Genomic DNA, 19,893 nt, shown 5'->3' with positions numbered 1-19,893 from the left:
GGAGAAACCCATGACTGACAAGCACCTGTCGACCCAGTTCGACGCCGACCTCAATGCGATCAACACCAAGCTGCTGCAGATGGGCGGGCTGGTCGAGTCTCAGATCGAAGTGGCCATGCGCGCGCTGGCCGACTTTGACGCCGACCTGGCCGACCAGGTCATCGCACGCGAGCAGCAGCTCAACGCGCTGGAGGTGGAGATCGATGCCGACTGCGGCAACATCATCGCCCGGCGCCAGCCGACCGCGCGCGACCTGCGCCTGGTGATGGCCATTTCCAAGACCATCACCAACCTGGAGCGCGCCGGCGACGAGGCAGAAAAGATCGCCAAGCGCACCAAGCACATCATGGAAGACGCGTCGGCGCACAGCATCAACTATGCCGAAGTGAAGCTGTCGGGCGAGATGGCGATCTCGCTGCTGCGCCAGGCGCTGGATGCCTTCGCCCGCCTGGATACCGTGGCCGCGGCACGCATCGTCAAGGACGACAAGGCGATCGACGAGGAATTCCGCGGCTTCGTGCGCAAGCTGATCACTTACATGATGGAAGACCCGCGTACGATCTCGGTCGCGCTGGATTTCCTCTTTATCGCCAAGGCGGTGGAGCGCATCGGCGACCACGCCAAGAATATCGCGGAATTTATCATTTACATTGTCAAGGGGACGGACGTCCGCCATGTCTCGCGCGAGGACATGGAGCGCGAAGCCCTGAGCTGAGCCGCCTGATTGCGGAGAACGATACACATGCCGAGCAGTATTCTCGTTGTCGAAGACGAACCGGCGATCGCCGAACTGATCGCCGTCAATCTGCAGCACGCGGGGCACTATCCGATCCGGGCCTATAACGCCGAGCAGGCGCTGTCGCTGATGAGCGACGTACTGCCCGACCTGGTGCTGCTGGACTGGATGCTCCCGGGCAAGTCGGGCGCGACCTTCGCCAAGGAGTTGCGGGCCAACGACCGCACCCGCCAGATCCCGATCATCATGCTGACCGCCCGCGGCGAGGAGCAGGACAAGGTGATGGGCCTGGAGGCCGGTGCCGACGACTACGTGACCAAGCCGTTTTCGCCCAAGGAGTTGCTGGCCCGCATCAAGGCCGTGCTGCGCCGCCGCGCGCCGCAGCTGACCGACGACGTGGTGGCGATCAATGGCCTGCGGCTGGATCCGGCCACGCATCGTGTCACCGGCGAGGACGACAGCGGCCCGATCAAGCTGGACCTCGGCCCGACCGAGTTTCGCCTGCTGCACTTCCTGATGACCCATCCGGAGCGCGTGCACAGCCGCTCGCAGCTGCTCGACCAGGTCTGGGGCGACCACGTCTTTGTCGAAGAGCGCACCGTCGACGTGCACATCAAGCGCCTGCGCGCAGCGCTTACCCCGGGTGGCTACAGCAACATGATCGAAACCGTGCGCGGTAGCGGCTACCGCCTCGCGCGCGCTCCCGGCGCCTGAGGCGCCCGGTTGGCACGGGGCGGCGCCATTCGCCCCGCGCTACTAACCCACGCTGCTGGCAGGGCGCGGCGAATTCGTGGCACACTCCGTCGCAACCCATGCGGCCGCTGCCGGCCGCGAGCATGAACCCTGCGCATGAATGTCATCTGGGCCCGTTCCGCGGCCATCCTGATCGGCCTGTTGGTGGTATCTGCCGGCGTTTACCTGGCCTTTGGTCCGGTCGCCGCGCTGACACTAGCCTGCGCGGTGCTGTTCGGGCTGCTTTGCTTCTACCTCTACCAGATCAACCGCCTGTGGAAAGTGCTGGACGCGCCCGTCTACGGCGAGATCCCAAGCGCCGTGGGCCTCTGGGGCGAGGTGTATTACCGGCTGCACCGGCTGGTCAAGCGCTGGCGCACGCAGGTGCTGCAGGTCGAGCAGCAGCACACCCGCTTTATCCAGGCCATCCAGGCCTCGCCTAATGGCGTGCTGATGCTGGACGATGCCGACCAGATCGAATGGTGCAACGACGTGGCCGAGCAGCACTTCGGCCTGAACGCGCGCCGCGACGTGCGCCAGCGCATCACGCACCTGATCCGCCGGCCCGAGTTTGTCCACTACCTGACGCGGCAGCGCTTCGACGATCCGCTGGTGATGCGCGACATGGGCGAACACAAGCACAGCGTGATCGCGGTGCAGATCCTGCCCTACGGCGACAACCGCAAGCTAGTGATCACGCAGGACATCACCAAGCTGGAAAACACCGAAGCGATGCGCCGCGACTTTGTCGCCAACGTTTCGCATGAGCTCAAGACGCCGCTGACGGTGCTGACCGGTTTCCTGGAAACCGTGCGCGACCTGCCGGTGTCGGAAGACGATCGCCGCCGCTATGTCGACATGATGCTGGTGCAATCGATGCGCATGCAGAGCATCGTCGAAGACCTGCTGGCGCTGGCCAAGCTGGAAAGCGATGCGCAGCCGCCGGGCAACGACATGGTGGCCGTGCAGGCGATGGTCGCGCACCTGATGCATGATGCCGAGGCGCTGTCGCAAGGCCGGCACAAGATTGCGGCCGAGATCGACCCCACGGTGGGATTCCGCGGTGCCGAGACCGAGCTGTTGTCGGCGCTGGGCAACCTGGTGTCCAACGCAGTGCGCTACACACCGGAGGGCGGGCGCATCTCGTTGCGGCTGGGCTGGGAAGAGGGCCATGCCGTGTTCTCGGTGGCCGACACCGGGCTTGGCATCGCCGCCGAACATATTCCGCGCCTGACCGAGCGCTTCTACCGCGTCGACCGCAGCCGTTCACGCGATACCGGCGGCACCGGGCTGGGCCTGGCCATCGTCAAGCACGTGCTGTCGCGCCACCATGCCGACCTGCGCGTGACCAGCGAGGAAGGGCGCGGCAGTGTGTTCCGCATCATCTTCCCGCTGGAGCGCAGCGTGCGCAGCCTGAACGATGCGGCGGCCGCCGTGCCGGCGTCACCGCAGGCACCGGATTCTTCGCGCCGGGCCGCCTGAGCGGTTCGCCTCACCGGTCCGCCAAAGCAACAAGCCCCGCCGCGGCGGGGCTTGTTGCTTTTCACGCATGCATCACAGATTGCCGCCGAACATCGCCAGCATGTCGTTCTGGCTGACACGCGGATGCCTGGAGCGTGTCTGCTTGCGCACATAGTTGCCGTCCGGCTGCATGATCCACGCGGAAGCATTGTCGCGCAGGTGCACCTGCAAGCTTTCCTTGATCACGCGTGCCTTCAGCGCCTTGTCCAGCACGGGGAAGGCAACCTCGACGCGGCGGAACAGGTTGCGATCCATCCAGTCGGCGCTGGACAGATACAGCACCTCTTCGCCGCCCGCGCCGAAATAATAGACGCGATGGTGTTCCAGGAAGCGCCCGACGATCGAGCGCACCGAGATGTTCTCGGACATGCCCGGCACGCCCGGCATCAGCGCGCAGACGCCACGCACGATCAGGTCGATCTTCACCCCCGCGCGCGAGGCCTTGTAGAGCTCGTCGATGATCGACGGCTCCAGCAGCGCATTCATCTTGGCGATGATCCGGGCCGGCTTGCCGGCGCGCGCGTGGCGAGACTCGGCGCGGATATGGTCAACCAGATTGGTCTGCATGGTGAACGGCGACTGCCACAGATGGTTCAGCCGGATCGTGCCGGCGGTGCCGGTCAGCAGCTGGAACACGTGGTGCACGTCTTCACAGATCGCCTCGTCGGCGGTCAGCAACCCGAAGTCGGTGTAGAGGCGCGCTGTGCGCGGATGGTAGTTGCCCGTGCCCAGGTGGGCGTAGCGGCGCAGCTTGACCTGCTTGGCCTTGGGCCCGGTCGGCTCGCGCCGCACGATCAGCAGCATCTTGGCGTGGCACTTGTGCCCGACCACGCCATAGATTACGTGTGCACCGGCCGATTCGAGCCGCTCGGCCCAGTTAATATTGGTCTCTTCGTCGAAGCGCGCGAGCAGCTCCACCACCACGGTGACTTCCTTGCCGTTGCGCGCGGCGGTCATCAGCGCTTCCATCACCAGCGATTCGTTGCCGGTGCGGTAGACGGTCTGCTTGATCGCGACCACGTTGGGATCTGCGGCTGCCAGTTGCAGCAGGTCGAGTACGGAACTGAAGCTCTCGTATGGGTGGTGCAGCAGCACGTCCTGCTGGCGCATCACGTCGAACATCGAGGCCCCCGCGGCAAACGGCTTCACCGGCGCCGGCACATAGGGCGGGTACTTGAGGGCGGGGCGATCGACCATGTCGGGGATCTGCATCAGCCGCACCAGGTTCACCGGGCCGGAGACACGGTACAGGTCCTGCTCGCTCAGGCCCGATTCCAGCAGCAGCCGGCGTGCCAGTGGCATCGGGGTATCGGAGGATACCTCCAGTCGCACCGTGTCGCCGAAATGACGCGTCGGCAGTTCGCCCTGCAGCGCTTCGCGCAGGTCGGTGATCTCGTCCTCGGAAACGAACAGGTCGGAGTTGCGCGTGACGCGGAACTGGTAGCAGCCGTGCACCGCGATCGCTGGGAACAACTCATGCACGAAGCCCTGCATGAACGACGACAGCATCACGAAACCGAAGGGGTAGCCCGACAGCTTCTCCGGCATCTTCACCACGCGCGGCAGCGCGCGCGGCGCCTGCACGATGGCGAGGTCGGCGTCGCGGCCGAAGGCATCCTTGCCGGACAACTCGACCACGAAGTTCAGGCTCTTGTTGAGCACGCGCGGGAAGGGGTGGGCGGGGTCGAGCGCGATCGGCGTCAGCACCGGCGCCAGCTCGCGCTGGAAGAACTCGCGCGCCCATTCGCGCTGAGCGTCCGTCCAGGTCGTGGTCAGGTGGAAAAAGACACCTTCTTTTTCAAGTAGTGGAAAAATGGTGTTCTGCAGCATGTCATACTGCGAAGCAACAAGCCGCTGCGTGCGCTCGGTGACAAGCTGGTAAGTCTGCAGGAAGGACAGGCCGTCCGGCGTCAGCCCCGAAGCGTTGTCGCGCATCTGTTCCTTCAGGCCCGCCATGCGGATTTCAAAGAACTCGTCCAGATTGCTGGACACGATGCAGATAAACTTCAGCCTCTCCAGCAACGGCACTTTAGGGTCCGCGGCTTGCGCCAGGACGCGGGCATTGAATTCCAGGATGCCCAGCTCGCGATTGAGCAGCGTGCCGGACGGTGTCGTCGACATGGTTGTGGCCTTCTTTTGGTAATGTGGCGACTTTTCCATAGAATCGTGTCGATTTTATGACAGTTTGATTTTGTCATGAGGCGGACACGCCAAGGACATATTTTTCCGGGGCGCGAGCGCCGGCAGCGGGACACCTGCCCCGGGGCCGAGGCACGCAACACGAACGCGAACCAGCCCTCCTAGCACACGATGAACAACACTCCACACCTGCTCGCCGCCGTCGACATGGGCTCGAACAGCTTCCGCCTGATGATCGGGCGAGTGGACGAGACCACCACGGCCAACGGCACCGCGAGCCAGATATTCCAGGTCGACGCCCTGCGTGAGCCTGTGCGGCTGGCGGCTGGCCTGACGCCCGACAAGTACCTCGATCAGCCCGCGCGCAGGCGCGGCATCGATGCGCTGCGGCGTTTCGGCGACCGCCTGCGCGACTTTGCGCCCGAGCAGGTGCGTGCGGTCGCGACCAATACGCTGCGCGTCGCCAAGAATGCGTCCGAGTTCCTGATCGAGGCCGAGAACGCGCTCGGCTTCCCGATCGAAGTCATCGCCGGGCGCGAAGAAGCGCGGCTGATCTACCTGGGCGCCTCGCACGATGCGCCGGCCTGCCAGGGCAACCGGCTGGTGGTGGACATCGGCGGCGGCTCGACCGAATTCATCATCGGCAGCGGCTACCAGTCCAAGCTGATGGAGAGCCTGTACATCGGTTGCGTATCGCACAGCCGGCAGTTCTTCCCCAGCGGCAATGTCGACGAATACGCAATGAAGCAGGCCGAGCTGGCCGCGCGCCGCGAGATCCAGGTGCTGGTGCGCCAGTACCGCGCCGCCGGCTGGGAGCAGGCGGTCGGTTCGTCAGGCACTGCGCGCGCGCTGGCCGAGCTGATCGAGCTCAACGGCATGAACGACAACCCGGCCGACCATGGCATCACGCGCGAAGGGCTGGAGCGCCTCAAGCGCGCGTTGGTCAAGGCCGAGAACACCAACCGCGTCAAGCTTACCGGGCTGAAGCCGGACCGCATCCCGGTGCTGCCGGGCGGGTTGTCGATCATGCTGGGCGTGTTCGCGGAACTCGACATCGACCGCATGGACGTCACCGACGGCGCGTTGCGCCTGGGCGTGCTTTACGACCTGCTTGGGCGCAGTCACCATGAGGACATGCGCACCGTCACGGTCGACCAGTTCATGCGCCGCTACGGGGTCGACCGTGCCCAGGCAGGTCGCGTGCGCGGCGCCTCGCAGGCGCTGCTGTCACAGTTCCCGGATCCCGCCAACGAACGGCGCGAAGACAATCTGGCGCTGCTGGGCTGGGCCGCGAGTTTGCATGAGATCGGCATGTCGATCTCGCACAGCGGCTACCACAAGCATTCGGCGTATATCGCCACGCATGCGGACATGCCGGGCTTCTCCAAGACCGACCAGGCGCGGCTGGCCACGCTGCTGCTGGGGCATGCGGGCAAGCTTGGCAAGCTGTCGGGCAGCGGCAAGTTCGTCGACTGGCGCATGCTGTTCAGCCTGCGCCTGGCCTTCGTGCTGTGCCGGCGCCGTTCGGACGTCGGCTCGCCCGATATCCGCGTCAGCCAGTTGGCCGAGGCGCTTGACGAGGGCTTCGAGGTGCGCCTGCCCAAGACGTGGATCGAGGCCAATCCGCTGATCGAATACAGCCTCGCGCAGGAGGCCGATGAATGGCAGCGGATCGGCAAGCGCTACAAGGTCGTCTACGACTGAAGAGCGGCAGAGCGTGGAGGTAGGGGCCGCCGCTCAGGCGGCCTGGATCATACGGCCTGGTTCAGGCCGAGGAAGTGGCGAGCGTAGCGCGGGTTCATGTCGTTCACGCGCAGCAGCGTCAGGAAGTCGGCCACGTTGAAATCCGGATCCCAGGCCGGCTGGCCGCAGATCTTTGCTCCGAGGCGCAGGTAGCCCTTGATCAGCGCGGGCGGCTCGACCTCGAGCTGCTGGTTCAGGTCCTCGACCGGCAGCGGCAGGCGCGGGAAGGCATGGTATTCGATCGGTGCCAGGTAGCGCTCGCTGAACAACCGGTGCAGGCTGGCCGCATAGTGGCCGCCGTCGCTCATCGGCACGCTGGCGCAGCCCAGCATCGACTCGATGCCCCAGCGCTGCAGGTACTCGCCCAGCCCGCCCCACAGCGCCATGATGACGCTGCCCGAGCGATAGTCGCGGTGCACGCAGGAGCGGCCCAGCTCCAGCATCTTGGGGCGCAGGTGGGAAAGGCGCACCAGGTCGAATTCCGATTCCGCATACAGGCAGCCCAGGCGCTTGGCCTGGTGCGGCGGCAGCACGCGGTAAGTGCCGACCACGCGCAGCGTGGCCATGTCACGCACGATCAGGTGGTCGCAGTAGCCATCGAACATGTCGATGTCCAGCTCTGGCACCGAAGACGTCAGGCGTGCGCCCATCTCTTCGGCGAACACCTTGTAGCGCAGGCGCTGCGCTTCGACTACTTCGTCCTGGTGGCGCGCCCACGCCACGCTGAGAGCAGGCGACTCACTTGCCTTATCCGATTGGCGATGAAGACGGCTCCGCGCCGTCTGGCCGCCAAGGCCATTGGGCAAAGAGTCGAAGAGCGGCTGGGTCGGCGTGGGGAGGTCTCGCATCAGTATGTCCTTTTGGTGACGAAACTGTTGCGATGCAATGTAGTGAGGTGCGGTGACAGTGCCGTGACCCGGCGATGACGCTTCCGTGACGTCCAGCGGGGGCGGGGCGCTGGTGCTGGTGGCGCCGATGCTCGGCCGGGCGGCTTCGGGGGGAGGGTCGGTCGGCGTGCTGGCGGGTTGGCGGGAACGATGGGGGTCCGACGAGCAATCCATGGGAAATCTCCGTGACACCTTCGGTCGATGCCCATGCGAGCCATGGCAAGGGCGGCGCGGCCAGAGGGCGGCGCCGTAGCGAACTCTAGGGAGCGGAGATTCCGGCTGCCATCAGCGATTTCAGATTTTGCAGGACGCGACCAGGCCGGCCATGCCAGAGGCCGCAGCCGGCTCATGCGGGCCGGCTGCAAGGGCGAAGTCGGAAATATCTGGGCTGCGTCAGAGAAATTCGGGGTTGATGACCGCGCGCAGCACGGTCTGCGCCTCGCTTTCGCGGGTCCGTCCGGTCAGCCACCAGATGCCTGCCTTGCGCACGCTCCAGTCCATCTCGTTGCCGGCCAGAAGCAGGCTGGCAACGCGGCCGATCCATGGCTGGTGCCCGACCACTACCACGTGCTCGGTGCGTTCGGGCCATTGGACCGCGGCAAGGACCGCGCTGACGTCGGCGCCGGGGGCCAGCGCTTCGACGATCTGCGCGTCGCCCGTCAGCGCCGCCGCAGTCTCGCGGGTGCGTACGGAGGGGCTGCACAGCACGCGCGTATCTGACGGCAGATGCGCACGCAGCCATTTGGCGGAGGCCTCCGCCTGCTTGCGGCCGCGACGCGTCAGGGGTCGTTGCAGGTCGGCGTGTCGGCTCAGGCTGAGGGCGTCGGGGAGGTCTTCGGCTTCGGCGTGGCGCCAGAGGATCAGGTTCATGTGGGGCGAGGCGATGGTGATGCTTCGAGTATGGTGAAGCTGCCCGACCGGCGCAAGCGCGCAAGAGCGGCTGAGCCGGCGCCGTCAATGACCGTAAACGAATTCGGGCCGCCCGTCGGGCAGCCCGCAAGTGTGTCCGGGCGCGGTGTCAACTGCATGACAGCGCGTCGGCAGCGCCCCGGAATCCACTTGTGACGGCGGGAGCGGTGGGCCCCGCCGTGCGAAGACTCAGGACTTGTGGCGGAAGTTGATGCGGCCCTTGGTCAGGTCGTAGGGCGACATTTCCAGGGTCACGCGGTCGCCGGCCAGGATGCGGATGCGGTGCTTCTGCATCTTGCCCGAAGCGTATGCCCAGATTTCCACGCCGTTTTCCAGCGTGACACGATAGCGGTTGTCAGGCAGGGCTTCCGACACCACGCCGCCAAATTCAATGAGTTCTTCCTTAGCCAATCTGCTTTCCTTTTCGGCAGCCCGCGAAGGCTGCATGGTTGCGTTATCAAAAATTCCGGTCCGGTTTGTTCGGCCCGAGGGCACGGTGCAAACCAGCGCATATTCACCATGCTGGCGAACCGCGCCATTGAAGTCGTTCGGGGCAGGCGCACGCGGACGGTCCCGCGCGGCGCCATGCGTGGCGCTAGATACTCGATCCATGCCGGTCGCGCCCCGGCCAGGCGAACGCGGATTGCCTGGCATGGACACTGCCGGTGACGGCCTGGGCGGCCGTTTCGCTACGCGGAGCAGGGCGGGCAGATGTACCCGGTGGTTCGCCAGTTCTGGTGTCGCCGCGGATGGCCGCGTCGGCTGCTGCTGAGCGCTCGCGAGAGCGCGCTGGTGAGAACGCCCGGTTACAGGGATGCACGGACACCCCGGGGCTACTTGCTCCTGTATTGTATCACGTGCGCAGTTGCAGCATTGCCCCGCGAACGCGGCAAGCCACGGGGCGACGGTCCTTGTGCAGTCACGATACGCGCGTTTTTGGTGATGTATGGGGCACGTTGCATATCCGGCATGCCTTGGTATTTGCCCCGTATGAGCTAGAACTAACTCGTACGGTTCGCCGGAAACAGCGGGGCCGGAATCTCGCAAGGAGACTGCCATGGAACTCCATCTGGACTCGCACCGCTACGTCCGCTGCAGGCCGGACTGGCGGGCCGCCGTGGTGGCCGGGCTGATCGCCGGCGCGGTCTACATGGTGCTTGAGTTGCTGACAGCGCGCTTCCTGATGTACCAGGGCGCCTGGGGCACGGTAAAAATGGTGGCGGCCATTATCCTCGGCCGCGAAGCGCTTTCCGCCGATGCCTTCAACTGGACCGTCGTGCTGTCAGCCGGCACGGTCCATTTCGCCCTGTCGATCATACTTTCGGCGGTGCTGGCGATGATCCTGGCGTCGTTCCGGCTCGATTCCAGCATGGGGCTGGCGTCGCTGGCTGGCATCGTGTTCGGCGTCGTGGTCTACCTGGTCAATTTCTATGTGTTCGGCCGCTATTTCAACTGGTTCGACGAGGCGCGCGGATGGGAAAGCCTGTTCGCCCACGCACTGTTCGGGCTGGTCGCAGCCGATGTGTACTGCAATCTCGAGCGGCGCCGCGGCGACACCGAGGGCCCGCGGCCGGCCTGAATGGTTGGCCTTGTGCTGGCGCGCCGGCCGTCTCCAACCGGCTGGCGCCTTCGGCTAGCCCATCTGGTTGATATGACGTTTGGCACCCCCGCACTACGCTAGAGGCAAACGACCATAGCGGCCGCCGCCAACGCGCCTTGCGGACGGCCACACCGGAGTGCCCATGCGGGTCGCAATCGTCAGTACCGAGACAACCGGGCTCACGCCAGCGGACGAGCCTGTCAGCATCGGCCTGCTGCTTGTCGAAGTGGCGCCGAGGGCGGGCAGTCTCGTGCGCGAAATCACTGACTACTACGGTTCGCAGGAGCCTACCGTGCCGATCAGCGAGGCTGCTACCGGCATGCACGGCCTCACGGCCGAGATGCTGCGCGGGCAGCGTTTCGATGTCGGCGCGATCCGCGCCATTGTCGAAGATGCCGACGTGCTGGTCGCCCATGGCGCCGAATTCAATGTCCGCATGCTGGAGAAAGTGCTGCCCGACATACAGCGCAAGCGCTGGCGCTGTTCCGTGCGCCAGGTGCGCTGGTCCCAGTATTTCCATGCGCCTAACCACAAGCTCGATACGTTGTGCGAACACCTGCGCATCTTCCGGCCACGGCCGCAGATTGCGCTGGACGACTGCCTGGCGCTGTCAAAGCTCTTGTTCCAGCAGATGGGGGCGGTAGGCCAGTCCACGCCGATGGGCTTCCTGCTGGCGCAGCCGGACTATGTGCCGCGGGCTGTCGCGCAAGGCCTGGCGGTTTCTCCGGTCAATGTGGCACCGCCAGTGCCCGTATCGCCACAACGGGACGGCGGCCCTGGCTGGCTGCCGCAGGTCGACAAACAACACGACGGCGCCAGCCGCGGCCTTATGCTGGCAGCCGTGCTGCTGCTCCTGACCGCTGCCGCGCTGATCTGGCCCGACATGATGCCGCGCTGGTGAGCGGGGCCGACGCAGTTGTGTGTGGGGGGCAGAAAAGAAAAACGGCCTGGACATCGCTGTCCAGGCCGTGTTCCTTGAAGCCAAAATCAAAACTGGTCGGGGCGACATGATTCGAACATGCGACCCTCTGATCCCAAATCAGATGCGCTACCAGGCTGCGCTACGCCCCGAAGCCGAGCATTGTAGCGTGCGCCGGCAGGGCCGGTCAATCAGGCGTACACGGCACCTGGCGGTACGCGAGCGGTTCGCGGGCGCGCTCCCCCTTTTGGCGGGGGCGCTTTGGCTTGACTTGGGTTTGCGCGCTGCGATAATCCGCACACCGCTTTAGTCCGACCGGCGTGATGTTGGGAATGCTGGTTTGCAGATTCCTTCCGGACTGACCTGATCACCATAACAAGAACGGCACTCCCTGCCCGGCGAGCGCCTTGGCGCGTTGGCTTTGCCGCTGGCAACGCCTCGGCGGCCCGACACAGGATATGCGGCAAACGATGACAACGGTCCGGCACAGGATCGGCATAAAAAGGGGGAAAGGTGGCGCCTGGCGGAGCGCCGTTTGTCGCCTTGGACGGGAATGAAGATGTTTCAGTCGCATATTGTGGTGCTCATCGCAGGGCTGTTCGCCTTGCAGATGGCGGTGGTTTGCGTCGTATTGCGTCGATCCGCGGGCATGGGCCGCAGCGGCCTGACGTCATGGGCACTGGGCAATGTCGCCGCGGCGACTGCCTCGGTTCTGGCTGCGGTGCGGGACGCGCGCCCCGCTTGGCTGGTGCCGGAGGCAACGGATCTCGCGTTGCTGGCTGCGCTCGCCTTGATGGCGATCGGGGCGCGTCATTTTGCCGGTCGCTCCGGCAAGGCCGGATTGCTGCTGGGAACCTGCCTGGCTGCCGCGGTCGGCGTGGCATGGCAGGTGGTGGCGCCCGGCATCCCCGAAGCGCCGCTGGCAGGCTTGCAGATGGCGCCGCTGCTGACGGCATGCCATATCGGCTTGCTGCTCGACGTGACCCGCAGCATTGGCCCATCGATGCGAACCGCGCGCGGCATCGGGCGCCTGGCGGCCACTTCGCTGGTGCTGATCGCCATTGCCGTGGCCGCGACCAACGCATGGACCATGGCATTGCCGGTTGCCGCGCTGGTGCAGGACGGCGGCTGGCCGCGGCCATTGCCGTGGGACGGCGAACTGGCCATGCTCAATGTCTTTGCGCTGGTCGGCCTCTCGGTCAGCTTTGCGCTGATGGCGCACGACCGGCTGCGGCGCATGCTTGAGCGGCGCGCGCGGCATGACGACCTGACCGACGTGCTGCTGCGAGGCGCCTTCTGGGAAGCGCTCGAACAAGCCTGCCTGCAGGCCGAGCGCCAGCGCAAGCCGTTGACCGTGGCCTTTGTGGACCTGGACCACTTCAAGGCGATCAACGATGTCTACGGCCACCTGGCCGGCGACAGCGTGCTGCGGCACTTCGCCGGGCTGCTGCGGCGTACCAGCGGCCCGCACGACGTGATCGGGCGACTCGGCGGCGAAGAATTTGCCATCGTCATGCCCGACTCCGGAATGGAGAATGGCCGGCTGGCCTGCATGCGGCTGGCGACCGCCGTGCGCGCGAGCCCTTGTCCTTCCGAGCCCGATGCGATTGCCTACACCGTCAGCATCGGCCTGGCCACGCGCAACCCCGGTGAGGGCGCCGACGCGCTGATGCGCCGCGCCGACCGCGCCTTGTATGACGCCAAGCTCAAAGGCCGCAACGGCGTATCCATGCACCCGGTTGCCGGCAACCATGCGCCGGCAGCGGGCCGCTACGTCACCCGCGCGAGCGAGCGCCTGGCGTCCTGAGCGCCGCGGATAAGCACTGCAGGCCGGCGCCGCGTTAGAATGCACGCCTTCGCGTCCTTGGCTCAGCTGGATTGAACGCTCGCCTTCCAGGCGAGCAGTCAGGGGTTCTTGTTTGGGTGGGGTTCTGGGTCCATATTTGGTAGAATCTCGGCCTCTTCATCAGGCCGCCCTTAGCTCAGTTGGATAGAGCACTCGCCTTCTAAGCGAGCGGTCGCGCGTTCGAATCGTGCAGGGCGGATTTTCCCATTCAGGGTTGCGTGCAACAGTGCGCCTGCCTTGCCTTCGGCCGCCGTCCATGCTTCAGGTGTCTCCTGCTGCAAAGATCTCGCGCAGCCATTGTGCAAAAACCCGAACCCGCGACGAGAGCTGGCGATTCTGCGAATACAGGACGGAGACAGGCATCGGCGGGCACGGGAAGTCCGGCAGCACGATTTTCAGCCGACCCGACGCCAGTTCCGTGACCACCCGGTAGCGGGGCACCTGCACCAGCCCTAGCCCCGCCACCGCCGCGCCGGTGTAGAGATCCGCGCCGGTCACCGAAACAATCGCGGGGAGCTGGACTGCCGTTATCTGGCCATTCGCCGTGAATTCGAGGGGGACCGCCTTGCCCGTCGCGCTGGACACATAGTTCACCGCCCGATGCGTCGCCAATGCGTGCAAATCGGGTGGCTCTCCATATTTCTCGAGATAGGCGGGGCTGGCGACGGTCACCTGCTCCAGCAGAGTGATCTGCCTGCCGACCATCGATGAGTCCTGCAGCTTGCCGGCTCGCAATACGCAATCGACGCCTTCGCGCACAAGGTCCACCAGGCGGTCGTCTTCGCCGATCTGCAGTTCGATCTGCGGGTACCGGGCCAGAAAGTCCGCGAGCGCCGGCATCACGAAATGGCGTGCCAGGGTCCCCTGCAGATTCACACGCAGCAACCCTTTTGGTGCCGTGTTCCGGAACGATCCCTCGGCCTCCTCCAGATCGGCGATCAGCCGCACGCATCGACGGTAGTACGCCTCGCCGTCATGCGTCAGCCGCACCGTGCGGGTGGTGCGCTCGAGCAGCCGCGTGCCGAGCCGCTGTTCCATGCGCTTAATCAGATTGGTGACGGTCGCGCGGGGTATCCGCATATCCTCGGATGCCTGCGTGAAGCTCTGCCGCTCGGCAATGCGCACGAAGGCCTGCATTTCCTGAAAGCGATCCATCAGACGCCCCTGTTGAATCCATTGTTAAAGTAAATGGAAATATATCGCCAGTTTAGGAGTAATTTTCTTTTGCATTGAATGGTCCAGTATTCGTTTCACCACCAACCCGAATGAGGAAACGGATCATGGGTGAAACCAACCACACCAAAGTCGCCATCGTTACCGGTGCATCGCGCGGCATTGGCGCCGCGGTCGCACTGCGGCTCGCACAAGACGGATTTGCCGTGGCCGTCAACTACGCTTCGAGCCCCGCCCAGGCGGAGGCGCTGGTCGCCAGCCTGCAAGCGGGCGGCGCCAAGGTCATTGCCGTCAAGGCAGATGTCTCGGTTGCCGCCGAAGTGCGGCGCATGTTCGAGGTCGTCGAGCAGCAACTCGGCAAAGCCGATGTGCTGGTGAACAACGCTGGCGTGCTGAAGACGGTGCCGCTGGCTGATACCAGCGACGCGCTCTTCGACCAGGCTTTCGGCATCAATGTGCGCGGTACCTTCAACACGCTGCGCGAAGCCGCCGCACACCTGAACGACGGCGGGCGTATTGTCAATTTCTCCAGCACCACCCTGGCCCTGAACATGCCCGGCTATGCGGTCTACAACGCGACCAAGGCAGCGGTCGAGTCGTTCACGCACGTGTTCGCCAAGGAGCTGCGCGGCAGGAACATCACCGTGAACGCGGTGGCGCCGGGGCCAATCGCCACGTCGCTGTTCCTCGACGGCAAGACTGACGAGCAGATCCAGGCGTTCGCAAAGATGCCGCCGCTGCAGCGGCTGGGCCAGCCCAGCGACGTTGCCGGCGTTGTGTCGTTTCTCGTCGGCCCTGATGGGGGCTGGGTGAACGGCCAGATCCTGCGTGCAAACGGTGGCGCCGCCTGACCGAACGCGTCCTCCAATTCATCCGTCGTCGCCGAACAGAGTTCGATCATGAAACAGATTGTTCTGGCTGCATTCAAATACGCCGTATAACAACTTGCACCACGCCGCGCGCGCACGCTGGCCTATAGTCTGTCAGCCAGCCATCGGCCCACCCAGGGCCGAGCCCTCACCGGAGATTGCGCGTGTCGACCACGGAAACCTATCTGATCGATTCCATCCGCCTCGCCATGGATAACGTGCGGGAGCGCAACACCTGGCCCTTCGGCGCCGTGGTGGTCAAGGATGGCAAGGTGCTGGCGCGCGCGGTCAACGAGGTGGAAGCCACCTGCGATCCCAGCGCGCACGCTGAAATGCAGGCAGTGCGCGCCGCGAGCCGGGCACTGGGCAAGCCCGACCTGAGCGGCTGCACGGTCTACGCCAGTGGCTACCCGTGCCCGATGTGCCTGACCGCGATGTACCTTGCCGGCGTCGGGGCGGTCTACTACGCCTACTCCAACGAAGACGGCGCGCCCTACGACCTGTCCGCGGAGCGCGGCTATGTGGAGCTGGCGCGGCCGATCGAACAGCGCGAGATGAAGCTGGCCTACCTGCCGGCGCGCGACGAAGGCCCCGACCTCTATGAGATGTGGCACGAACGGCAGGACCGCTAGGGCATAGGGAAGCCGCCTCCCTTTTTTTTCGCGCGACTGCATCGCCAGCTTGCAAGGCAACCACTGCCAGCCGCTGGCTCTGGGTTTGCCCAGGACGGTCGCCGAGACCGGCAGCCCGACCTGCGTGACGATCGGATCGTACAGATCGGCTGACAGCGTGCATGCGCGCCGTCAGCGCGCGACTTCCTGACGCAGATGCTCCAGCACCCGCGCAGCGCGCGGCGACAGTGGCCACTCGGCACGATGGACCAGCCAGAGCGTATCGACTGCGGGCGGGCCACAGTCGACCACCTTGACCGCCTCCGCATGCGCGAAGGCCTTGCGCGCGTATTGGTGGATCACCGTGAAGCCCAGGCCGCGTGCCACCGGTTCCAGGATCAGGCCAACCTGATTGCTGAAGCCACGGCAGGGCAGGCTGCGCACGCCAGGATTGCCCGGAAAGCGCCTGCCGAACAACCGGCTTGCCATCGCCTTGCCATCGGGGTGGTCGATAAAGCCGATGCGTTCCAGATCCTGCCAGGTGTGCACGTCTTCGTGCGCGGGCACGACAAGTTCCAGGCGCTCTTCGATAAACGGGCTCGCCGCGAGCCGTGCATCGTCCGGCTTCAGCGTGACCAACCCAAGCTCATAGTGGTTCTGCAGCACGGCTTCCACGACTTCATGGTCGGGCGCGAAGCGATGGCGCACGACCAGCCCGCGATTGGCCTGCTGGAAGGCCAGCAGAATCGGGTAAAGGTACAGGCCGATGCTGCCCGGCGTGATCAGCGAGACCTCGCCGCTGGTACTGTCGGCATCGGACAGCCGGGCATTCAGCCGCTCGCCGGCCTTGTCCATCTCGCGACAGTAGTCGAGCAGGGCGCGGCCGGCGGGGGTCAGTTCGATGGCGCGCGGGCGGCGGATCAGAAGCGGGCCGAACTGGCCTTCCAGATGACGCACATGCTGGCTGACGGCAGCCTGGGTCAGGTCGAGGCGGTCGGCGGTGCGGGTAAAGCTGCCCAGTTCAGACAGGGTGACGAAGGAGCGAAGCCACTGCGGGTTCACCATAATGAATATTTATTGATTCAATAACTGGCACGTTGTTTTCATTATAGTTCTGCGCGCCTACCATCTGGGCTCATGCAATGACGCAGGAACCCAATCACATGTCTGCCCTGTTTTCCCCGTTTGAATTGAAAGGTGTCACGCTGCGCAACCGCATTGCGATCCCGCCGATGTGCCAGTACAGCGCCGCCGACGGCATGGTCAATGACTGGCACCAGGCGCATTACGCCGGCCTGGCCCGTGGCGGTGCCGGGCTGGTGATCGTCGAAGCAACTGCGGTGTCGCCCGAAGGCCGCATCACCCCCGGCTGCACCGGGCTGTGGAACGATGCGCAGCAAGCCGGCATGGCGCGCATTGCCGCGGCGATCAAGGCCGGCGGCGCGGTTCCCGGCATCCAGATCGCGCATGCCGGCCGCAAGGCGAGCGCCAACCGGCCGTGGGAAGGCGACGACCATATCGCCGAGCACGATCCGCGCGGCTGGCAGACGCTGTCGCCATCGGCGGTGCCATTCGGCGCGCACTTGCCCAAGGTACCCAAGGCCATGACGCTCGACGACATCGCGCACGTGCAGCGCGATTTCGTCGCCGCGGCACGCCGTGCGCGCGATGCCGGCTTTGAATGGCTCGAACTGCATTTCGCCCACGGCTACCTGGCGCAGAGCTTTTTCTCGCGCCACGCCAACCAGCGCGACGATGCCTATGGTGGCGACCTGGCCGGCCGCAGCCGTTTCCTGCTGGAGACGCTGGCCGCGGTGCGCGAAGTGTGGCCCGCCGACCTGCCGCTGACCGCGCGCTTCGGCGTGATCGAATTCGACGGCCACGACGAGGAAACGCTGGCCGATTCGATCGAACTGGCGCGCGCCATGCGTGAGGGCGGGCTCGACCTCCTCAACGTCAGCGTCGGCTTCTCCACGCCCAAGGCGAAGATCCCCTGGGGGCCGGCCTTCCTTGCGCCAATCGCCGAGCGCGTGCGCAGCGAGGCGAGGCTGCCGGTGGCTTCGTCGTGGGGCATCGACAACCCCGTGCTGGCCGACCGTGCCGTCGCGGAGGGCAAGATGGACCTCGTCATGGTCGGCCGCGCGCTGCTGGCCAATCCGCACTGGCCTTACCACGCCGCCCAGCGCCTGCAGGTGCAGAAGCCATCGTGGGTGCTGCCGGCGCCTTACGCACATTGGCTGGAGCGCTACCAGCTGCAGGCCTGAACGCACGGGAAACGTGCCGGTGCGCCGGCACGTTTCGGCGATTTGCTTCACAATACGACCTTGCGCGCCGCACAGGAGCACGCTGGATCACCAGAGGCGGGGTCATCGACCCGCCCGGCAGCGGGCGGCATTCCGTAGAACCCTCTGCAATCCTGTACATGGCCGCCCCACATGCACACGCCGCCGCGGACGCCGTCCGCACGCCTGGCGCTCCCATCCCCACGTCCGCTGAACCGCCGGCACGCTCCGGCCGCCTCGCGCTGCTGGCGCTTGGCGTCGGCAGCTTCGCCATCGGCACCGGCGAATTCGTCATCATGGGCCTGTTGCCCGATGCCGCGCGCGACCTCGCCATCTCCATCCCTGAAGCCGGTCACCTGATCAGCGCCTATGCGCTGGGCGTGGTCATTGGCGCGCCGCTGCTGGCGGTGCTGGGCGCGCGCTGGCCCCGGCGCAACCTGCTGGTGGCGCTGATGGCGGTGTTCGCGGCGGGCAATCTCGCCAGCGCGATGGCGCCAGCCTACCTGTCGATGCTGGTGGCGCGGCTGCTGACCGGCTTCCCGCACGGCACGTACTTCGGCGTGGCGGCGCTGGTCGCCGCCGGGCTGGTGCCGCGCGAGCGGCGCGCGCAGGCGGTGGGGCTGGTGATGCTGGGCCTGACTACGGCGACGCTGGTCGGCGTACCGATCGCCGCGGCCGTCGGCACTTGGCTGGGATGGCGTTCCGCCTTCGTGATCGTGGGCGCCCTCGGCGCGCTGACGGCGCTCCTGGTCTGGCGTTGCGTGCCGTTCGCGCCGGCCGACCGGCACGCCAGCCCGCTGCGCGAGCTGTCGGCGCTTAAGCGCAAGCAGGTGTGGCTGACGCTGGGCATCGGCGCGATCGGGTTTGGCGGCATGTTCTCGGTGTTCAGCTATATCAAGCCGAGCATGCTCGAACTGGCGCATATGCCGGCCGCGGGAATCCCCGTGGTGCTGGCGCTGTTCGGCGTCGGCATGGTGGTGGGCAATCTCGCCGGTGCGCGGCTGGCCGACAAGGCGCTGATGCCGACCATCGGCGGCGTGCTGGCATGGACCGCACTGGTGCTGGGCGCCTTCACCTTCACCGCGCCACATGCGTGGCTGGCCGCCGCCAATGTGCTGCTAATCGGCACTGTGGTGGCACTAGGCCCGGCGCTGCAGATCCGGCTGATGGACGTGGCCGGCGATGCGCAGGCGTTGGCGGCCGCGCTCAACCACTCTGCGTTCAACATGGCCAATGCGCTCGGCGCGTGGCTGGGCGGCGTGACCATCGCCGCCGGCTATGGCTGGACCTCGACCGGCTGGGTGGGCTTGCTGCTGGCGCTGGGCGGCCTGGCCATCTATGCGTGGTCGGTGCTCGACATGGACCGCCGCGGCGCCACTGCTGCGGCTTGATCTCTGCTTTCGGCGCCAAGCCATCTGGCTGATGGTCTTGCGGAAGCGGTTCAGCGACAGGCCGAACAGCACCGTGCCGATGCCCAGCAGCGCCAGGAACGGCTTCCACACCACGTCGAGGCCTGCGCCGCGGAACAGGATAACCTGGCCCAGCGCGACGAAATGCGTGGTGGGCGCGGCCAGCATGATGTCCTGTACCAGCTGCGGCATGCTTTCGCGCGGCGTGGTGCCGCCGGAAAGCATCTGCAGCGGCGCACCATCAGCATGCCGGACTGGGGCATATTGCGCGCCAGCGTGGCCAGGAAAATGCCCATCGACGTCGTGGCGAACAGGTGCAGCAGCACCCCGCACATGAGCAGCGCGACCGAGCCTTCGATCGGCACGTGCAGCGCGCCACGTACCACCAGCACCAGCGACAGCATGGCGGCGAGCATCACCACCAGCCCCATCGACCACACCTTGGCAAGCATGATTTCGGCCGGTGTGACCGGCATTGCCAAGCCGCTGCCCCCGGCATGGCCAGGCCAAATCCATT

The 19,893-nt window shown here is 65.8% G+C and carries 17 protein-coding genes, 2 tRNA genes and 1 pseudogene; 12 read left to right on the top strand and 8 right to left on the bottom strand.

The features are described from left to right. The first annotated feature begins 10 nt into the window (after window positions 1-10). The 3 genes from phoU to phoR all read left to right on the top strand — a co-directional run bounded on the left by phoU (window position 11) and on the right by phoR (window position 2,950). Entirely contained in the window at window positions 11-715 is a 705-nt protein-coding gene (gene phoU, locus ACIP1U_RS08240; RefSeq protein ID WP_209753752.1) for a phosphate signaling complex protein PhoU, read from the top strand. Between the two features lie 27 nt (window positions 716-742). Continuing rightward, on the top strand, window positions 743-1,450 hold the full coding sequence (gene phoB, locus ACIP1U_RS08235; RefSeq protein ID WP_133096101.1) for a phosphate regulon transcriptional regulator PhoB: 708 nt from the start codon (window positions 743-745) through the stop codon (window positions 1,448-1,450). A 135-nt stretch (window positions 1,451-1,585) separates the two neighbouring features. Further along, on the top strand, window positions 1,586-2,950 hold the full coding sequence (gene phoR / locus ACIP1U_RS08230; RefSeq protein ID WP_400313693.1) for a phosphate regulon sensor histidine kinase PhoR: 1,365 nt from the start codon (window positions 1,586-1,588) through the stop codon (window positions 2,948-2,950). A 72-nt stretch (window positions 2,951-3,022) separates the two neighbouring features. Here phoR and ppk1 read toward each other — a convergent pair whose 3' ends face one another. Beyond that, complete coding sequence (gene ppk1 / locus ACIP1U_RS08225) at window positions 3,023-5,149, bottom strand: polyphosphate kinase 1 (protein ID WP_400313690.1); 2,127 nt, start codon at window positions 5,147-5,149, stop codon at window positions 3,023-3,025. A gap of 150 nt (window positions 5,150-5,299) precedes the next feature. On the opposite strand from ppk1, the gene ppx reads away from it, so the two are divergent. Beyond that, entirely contained in the window at window positions 5,300-6,832 is a 1,533-nt protein-coding gene (ppx, locus tag ACIP1U_RS08220) for an exopolyphosphatase (RefSeq protein WP_400313687.1), read from the top strand. A gap of 47 nt (window positions 6,833-6,879) precedes the next feature. On the opposite strand, the gene ACIP1U_RS08215 is transcribed toward ppx, so the two are convergent. The 3 genes from ACIP1U_RS08215 to infA all read right to left on the bottom strand — a co-directional run bounded on the left by ACIP1U_RS08215 (window position 6,880) and on the right by infA (window position 9,078). Beyond that, on the bottom strand, window positions 6,880-7,719 hold the full coding sequence (locus tag ACIP1U_RS08215) for a GNAT family N-acetyltransferase (RefSeq protein WP_400313684.1): 840 nt from the start codon (window positions 7,717-7,719) through the stop codon (window positions 6,880-6,882). A gap of 432 nt (window positions 7,720-8,151) precedes the next feature. After that, the gene (locus ACIP1U_RS08210) at window positions 8,152-8,628 is read right to left on the bottom strand and encodes a SixA phosphatase family protein (RefSeq protein ID WP_400313681.1); all 477 of its coding nucleotides are present in this window, start codon (window positions 8,626-8,628) and stop codon (window positions 8,152-8,154) included. 228 nt (window positions 8,629-8,856) lie between these two features. Continuing rightward, entirely contained in the window at window positions 8,857-9,078 is a 222-nt protein-coding gene (gene infA, locus ACIP1U_RS08205) for a translation initiation factor IF-1 (RefSeq protein ID WP_008641674.1), read from the bottom strand. A 646-nt stretch (window positions 9,079-9,724) separates the two neighbouring features. Here infA and ACIP1U_RS08200 point away from each other — a divergent pair. Next, on the top strand, window positions 9,725-10,246 hold the full coding sequence (locus ACIP1U_RS08200; protein WP_400313676.1) for a hypothetical protein: 522 nt from the start codon (window positions 9,725-9,727) through the stop codon (window positions 10,244-10,246). Between the two features lie 163 nt (window positions 10,247-10,409). Further along, window positions 10,410-11,168: an exonuclease domain-containing protein gene (locus tag ACIP1U_RS08195; RefSeq protein WP_400313673.1), complete on the top strand. Its 759-nt coding sequence runs from the start codon at window positions 10,410-10,412 to the stop codon at window positions 11,166-11,168. Window positions 11,169-11,261: 93 nt separating this feature from the next. On the opposite strand, the gene ACIP1U_RS08190 is transcribed toward ACIP1U_RS08195, so the two are convergent. After that, window positions 11,262-11,338, bottom strand: a tRNA-Pro gene (locus tag ACIP1U_RS08190). Between the two features lie 407 nt (window positions 11,339-11,745). Between ACIP1U_RS08190 and ACIP1U_RS08185 the strand changes: the two genes are divergently transcribed. Continuing rightward, on the top strand, window positions 11,746-12,993 hold the full coding sequence (locus ACIP1U_RS08185; protein WP_400313670.1) for a GGDEF domain-containing protein: 1,248 nt from the start codon (window positions 11,746-11,748) through the stop codon (window positions 12,991-12,993). A gap of 164 nt (window positions 12,994-13,157) precedes the next feature. After that, window positions 13,158-13,231: transfer RNA gene (locus ACIP1U_RS08180), tRNA-Arg, on the top strand. A 62-nt stretch (window positions 13,232-13,293) separates the two neighbouring features. On the opposite strand, the gene ACIP1U_RS08175 is transcribed toward ACIP1U_RS08180, so the two are convergent. After that, window positions 13,294-14,187 (bottom strand): LysR family transcriptional regulator, encoded by an 894-nt coding sequence (locus tag ACIP1U_RS08175; protein WP_400313667.1) that lies wholly within the window; start codon window positions 14,185-14,187, stop codon window positions 13,294-13,296. Window positions 14,188-14,312: 125 nt separating this feature from the next. On the opposite strand from ACIP1U_RS08175, the gene ACIP1U_RS08170 reads away from it, so the two are divergent. Both ACIP1U_RS08170 and ACIP1U_RS08165 read left to right on the top strand, forming a co-directional pair. Then, complete coding sequence (locus ACIP1U_RS08170; RefSeq protein WP_400313664.1) at window positions 14,313-15,056, top strand: SDR family oxidoreductase; 744 nt, start codon at window positions 14,313-14,315, stop codon at window positions 15,054-15,056. 182 nt (window positions 15,057-15,238) lie between these two features. After that, entirely contained in the window at window positions 15,239-15,706 is a 468-nt protein-coding gene (locus ACIP1U_RS08165; RefSeq protein ID WP_400313661.1) for a nucleoside deaminase, read from the top strand. Between the two features lie 171 nt (window positions 15,707-15,877). Here ACIP1U_RS08165 and ACIP1U_RS08160 read toward each other — a convergent pair whose 3' ends face one another. Next, window positions 15,878-16,750, bottom strand: coding sequence for a LysR family transcriptional regulator (locus tag ACIP1U_RS08160; protein WP_400313658.1), 873 nt, complete (start codon window positions 16,748-16,750; stop codon window positions 15,878-15,880). Window positions 16,751-16,848: 98 nt separating this feature from the next. On the opposite strand from ACIP1U_RS08160, the gene ACIP1U_RS08155 reads away from it, so the two are divergent. Both ACIP1U_RS08155 and ACIP1U_RS08150 read left to right on the top strand, forming a co-directional pair. Then, window positions 16,849-17,949, top strand: a complete 1,101-nt coding sequence (locus ACIP1U_RS08155; protein WP_400313656.1) for an NADH:flavin oxidoreductase/NADH oxidase — start codon at window positions 16,849-16,851, stop codon at window positions 17,947-17,949. Window positions 17,950-18,107: 158 nt separating this feature from the next. Then, window positions 18,108-19,358 carry an MFS transporter gene (locus tag ACIP1U_RS08150; RefSeq protein ID WP_400313654.1) on the top strand — a complete coding sequence of 417 codons (1,251 nt, stop codon included), beginning with the start codon at window positions 18,108-18,110 and terminating at the stop codon, window positions 19,356-19,358. Window positions 19,359-19,376: 18 nt separating this feature from the next. On the opposite strand, the pseudogene ACIP1U_RS08145 reads toward ACIP1U_RS08150, so the two are convergent. Further along, window positions 19,377-19,858, bottom strand: a pseudogene (locus tag ACIP1U_RS08145) (ABC transporter permease); the annotation flags it as partial. Window positions 19,859-19,893: the final 35 nt, after the last annotated feature.

The organism is Cupriavidus sp. NPDC089707, assembly GCF_044748965.1.
Classification (GTDB): domain Bacteria; phylum Pseudomonadota; class Gammaproteobacteria; order Burkholderiales; family Burkholderiaceae; genus Cupriavidus.
The sequence above is the reverse complement of the archived record's forward strand: the minus strand, read 5'-3'. Positions and strand labels throughout refer to the sequence as shown.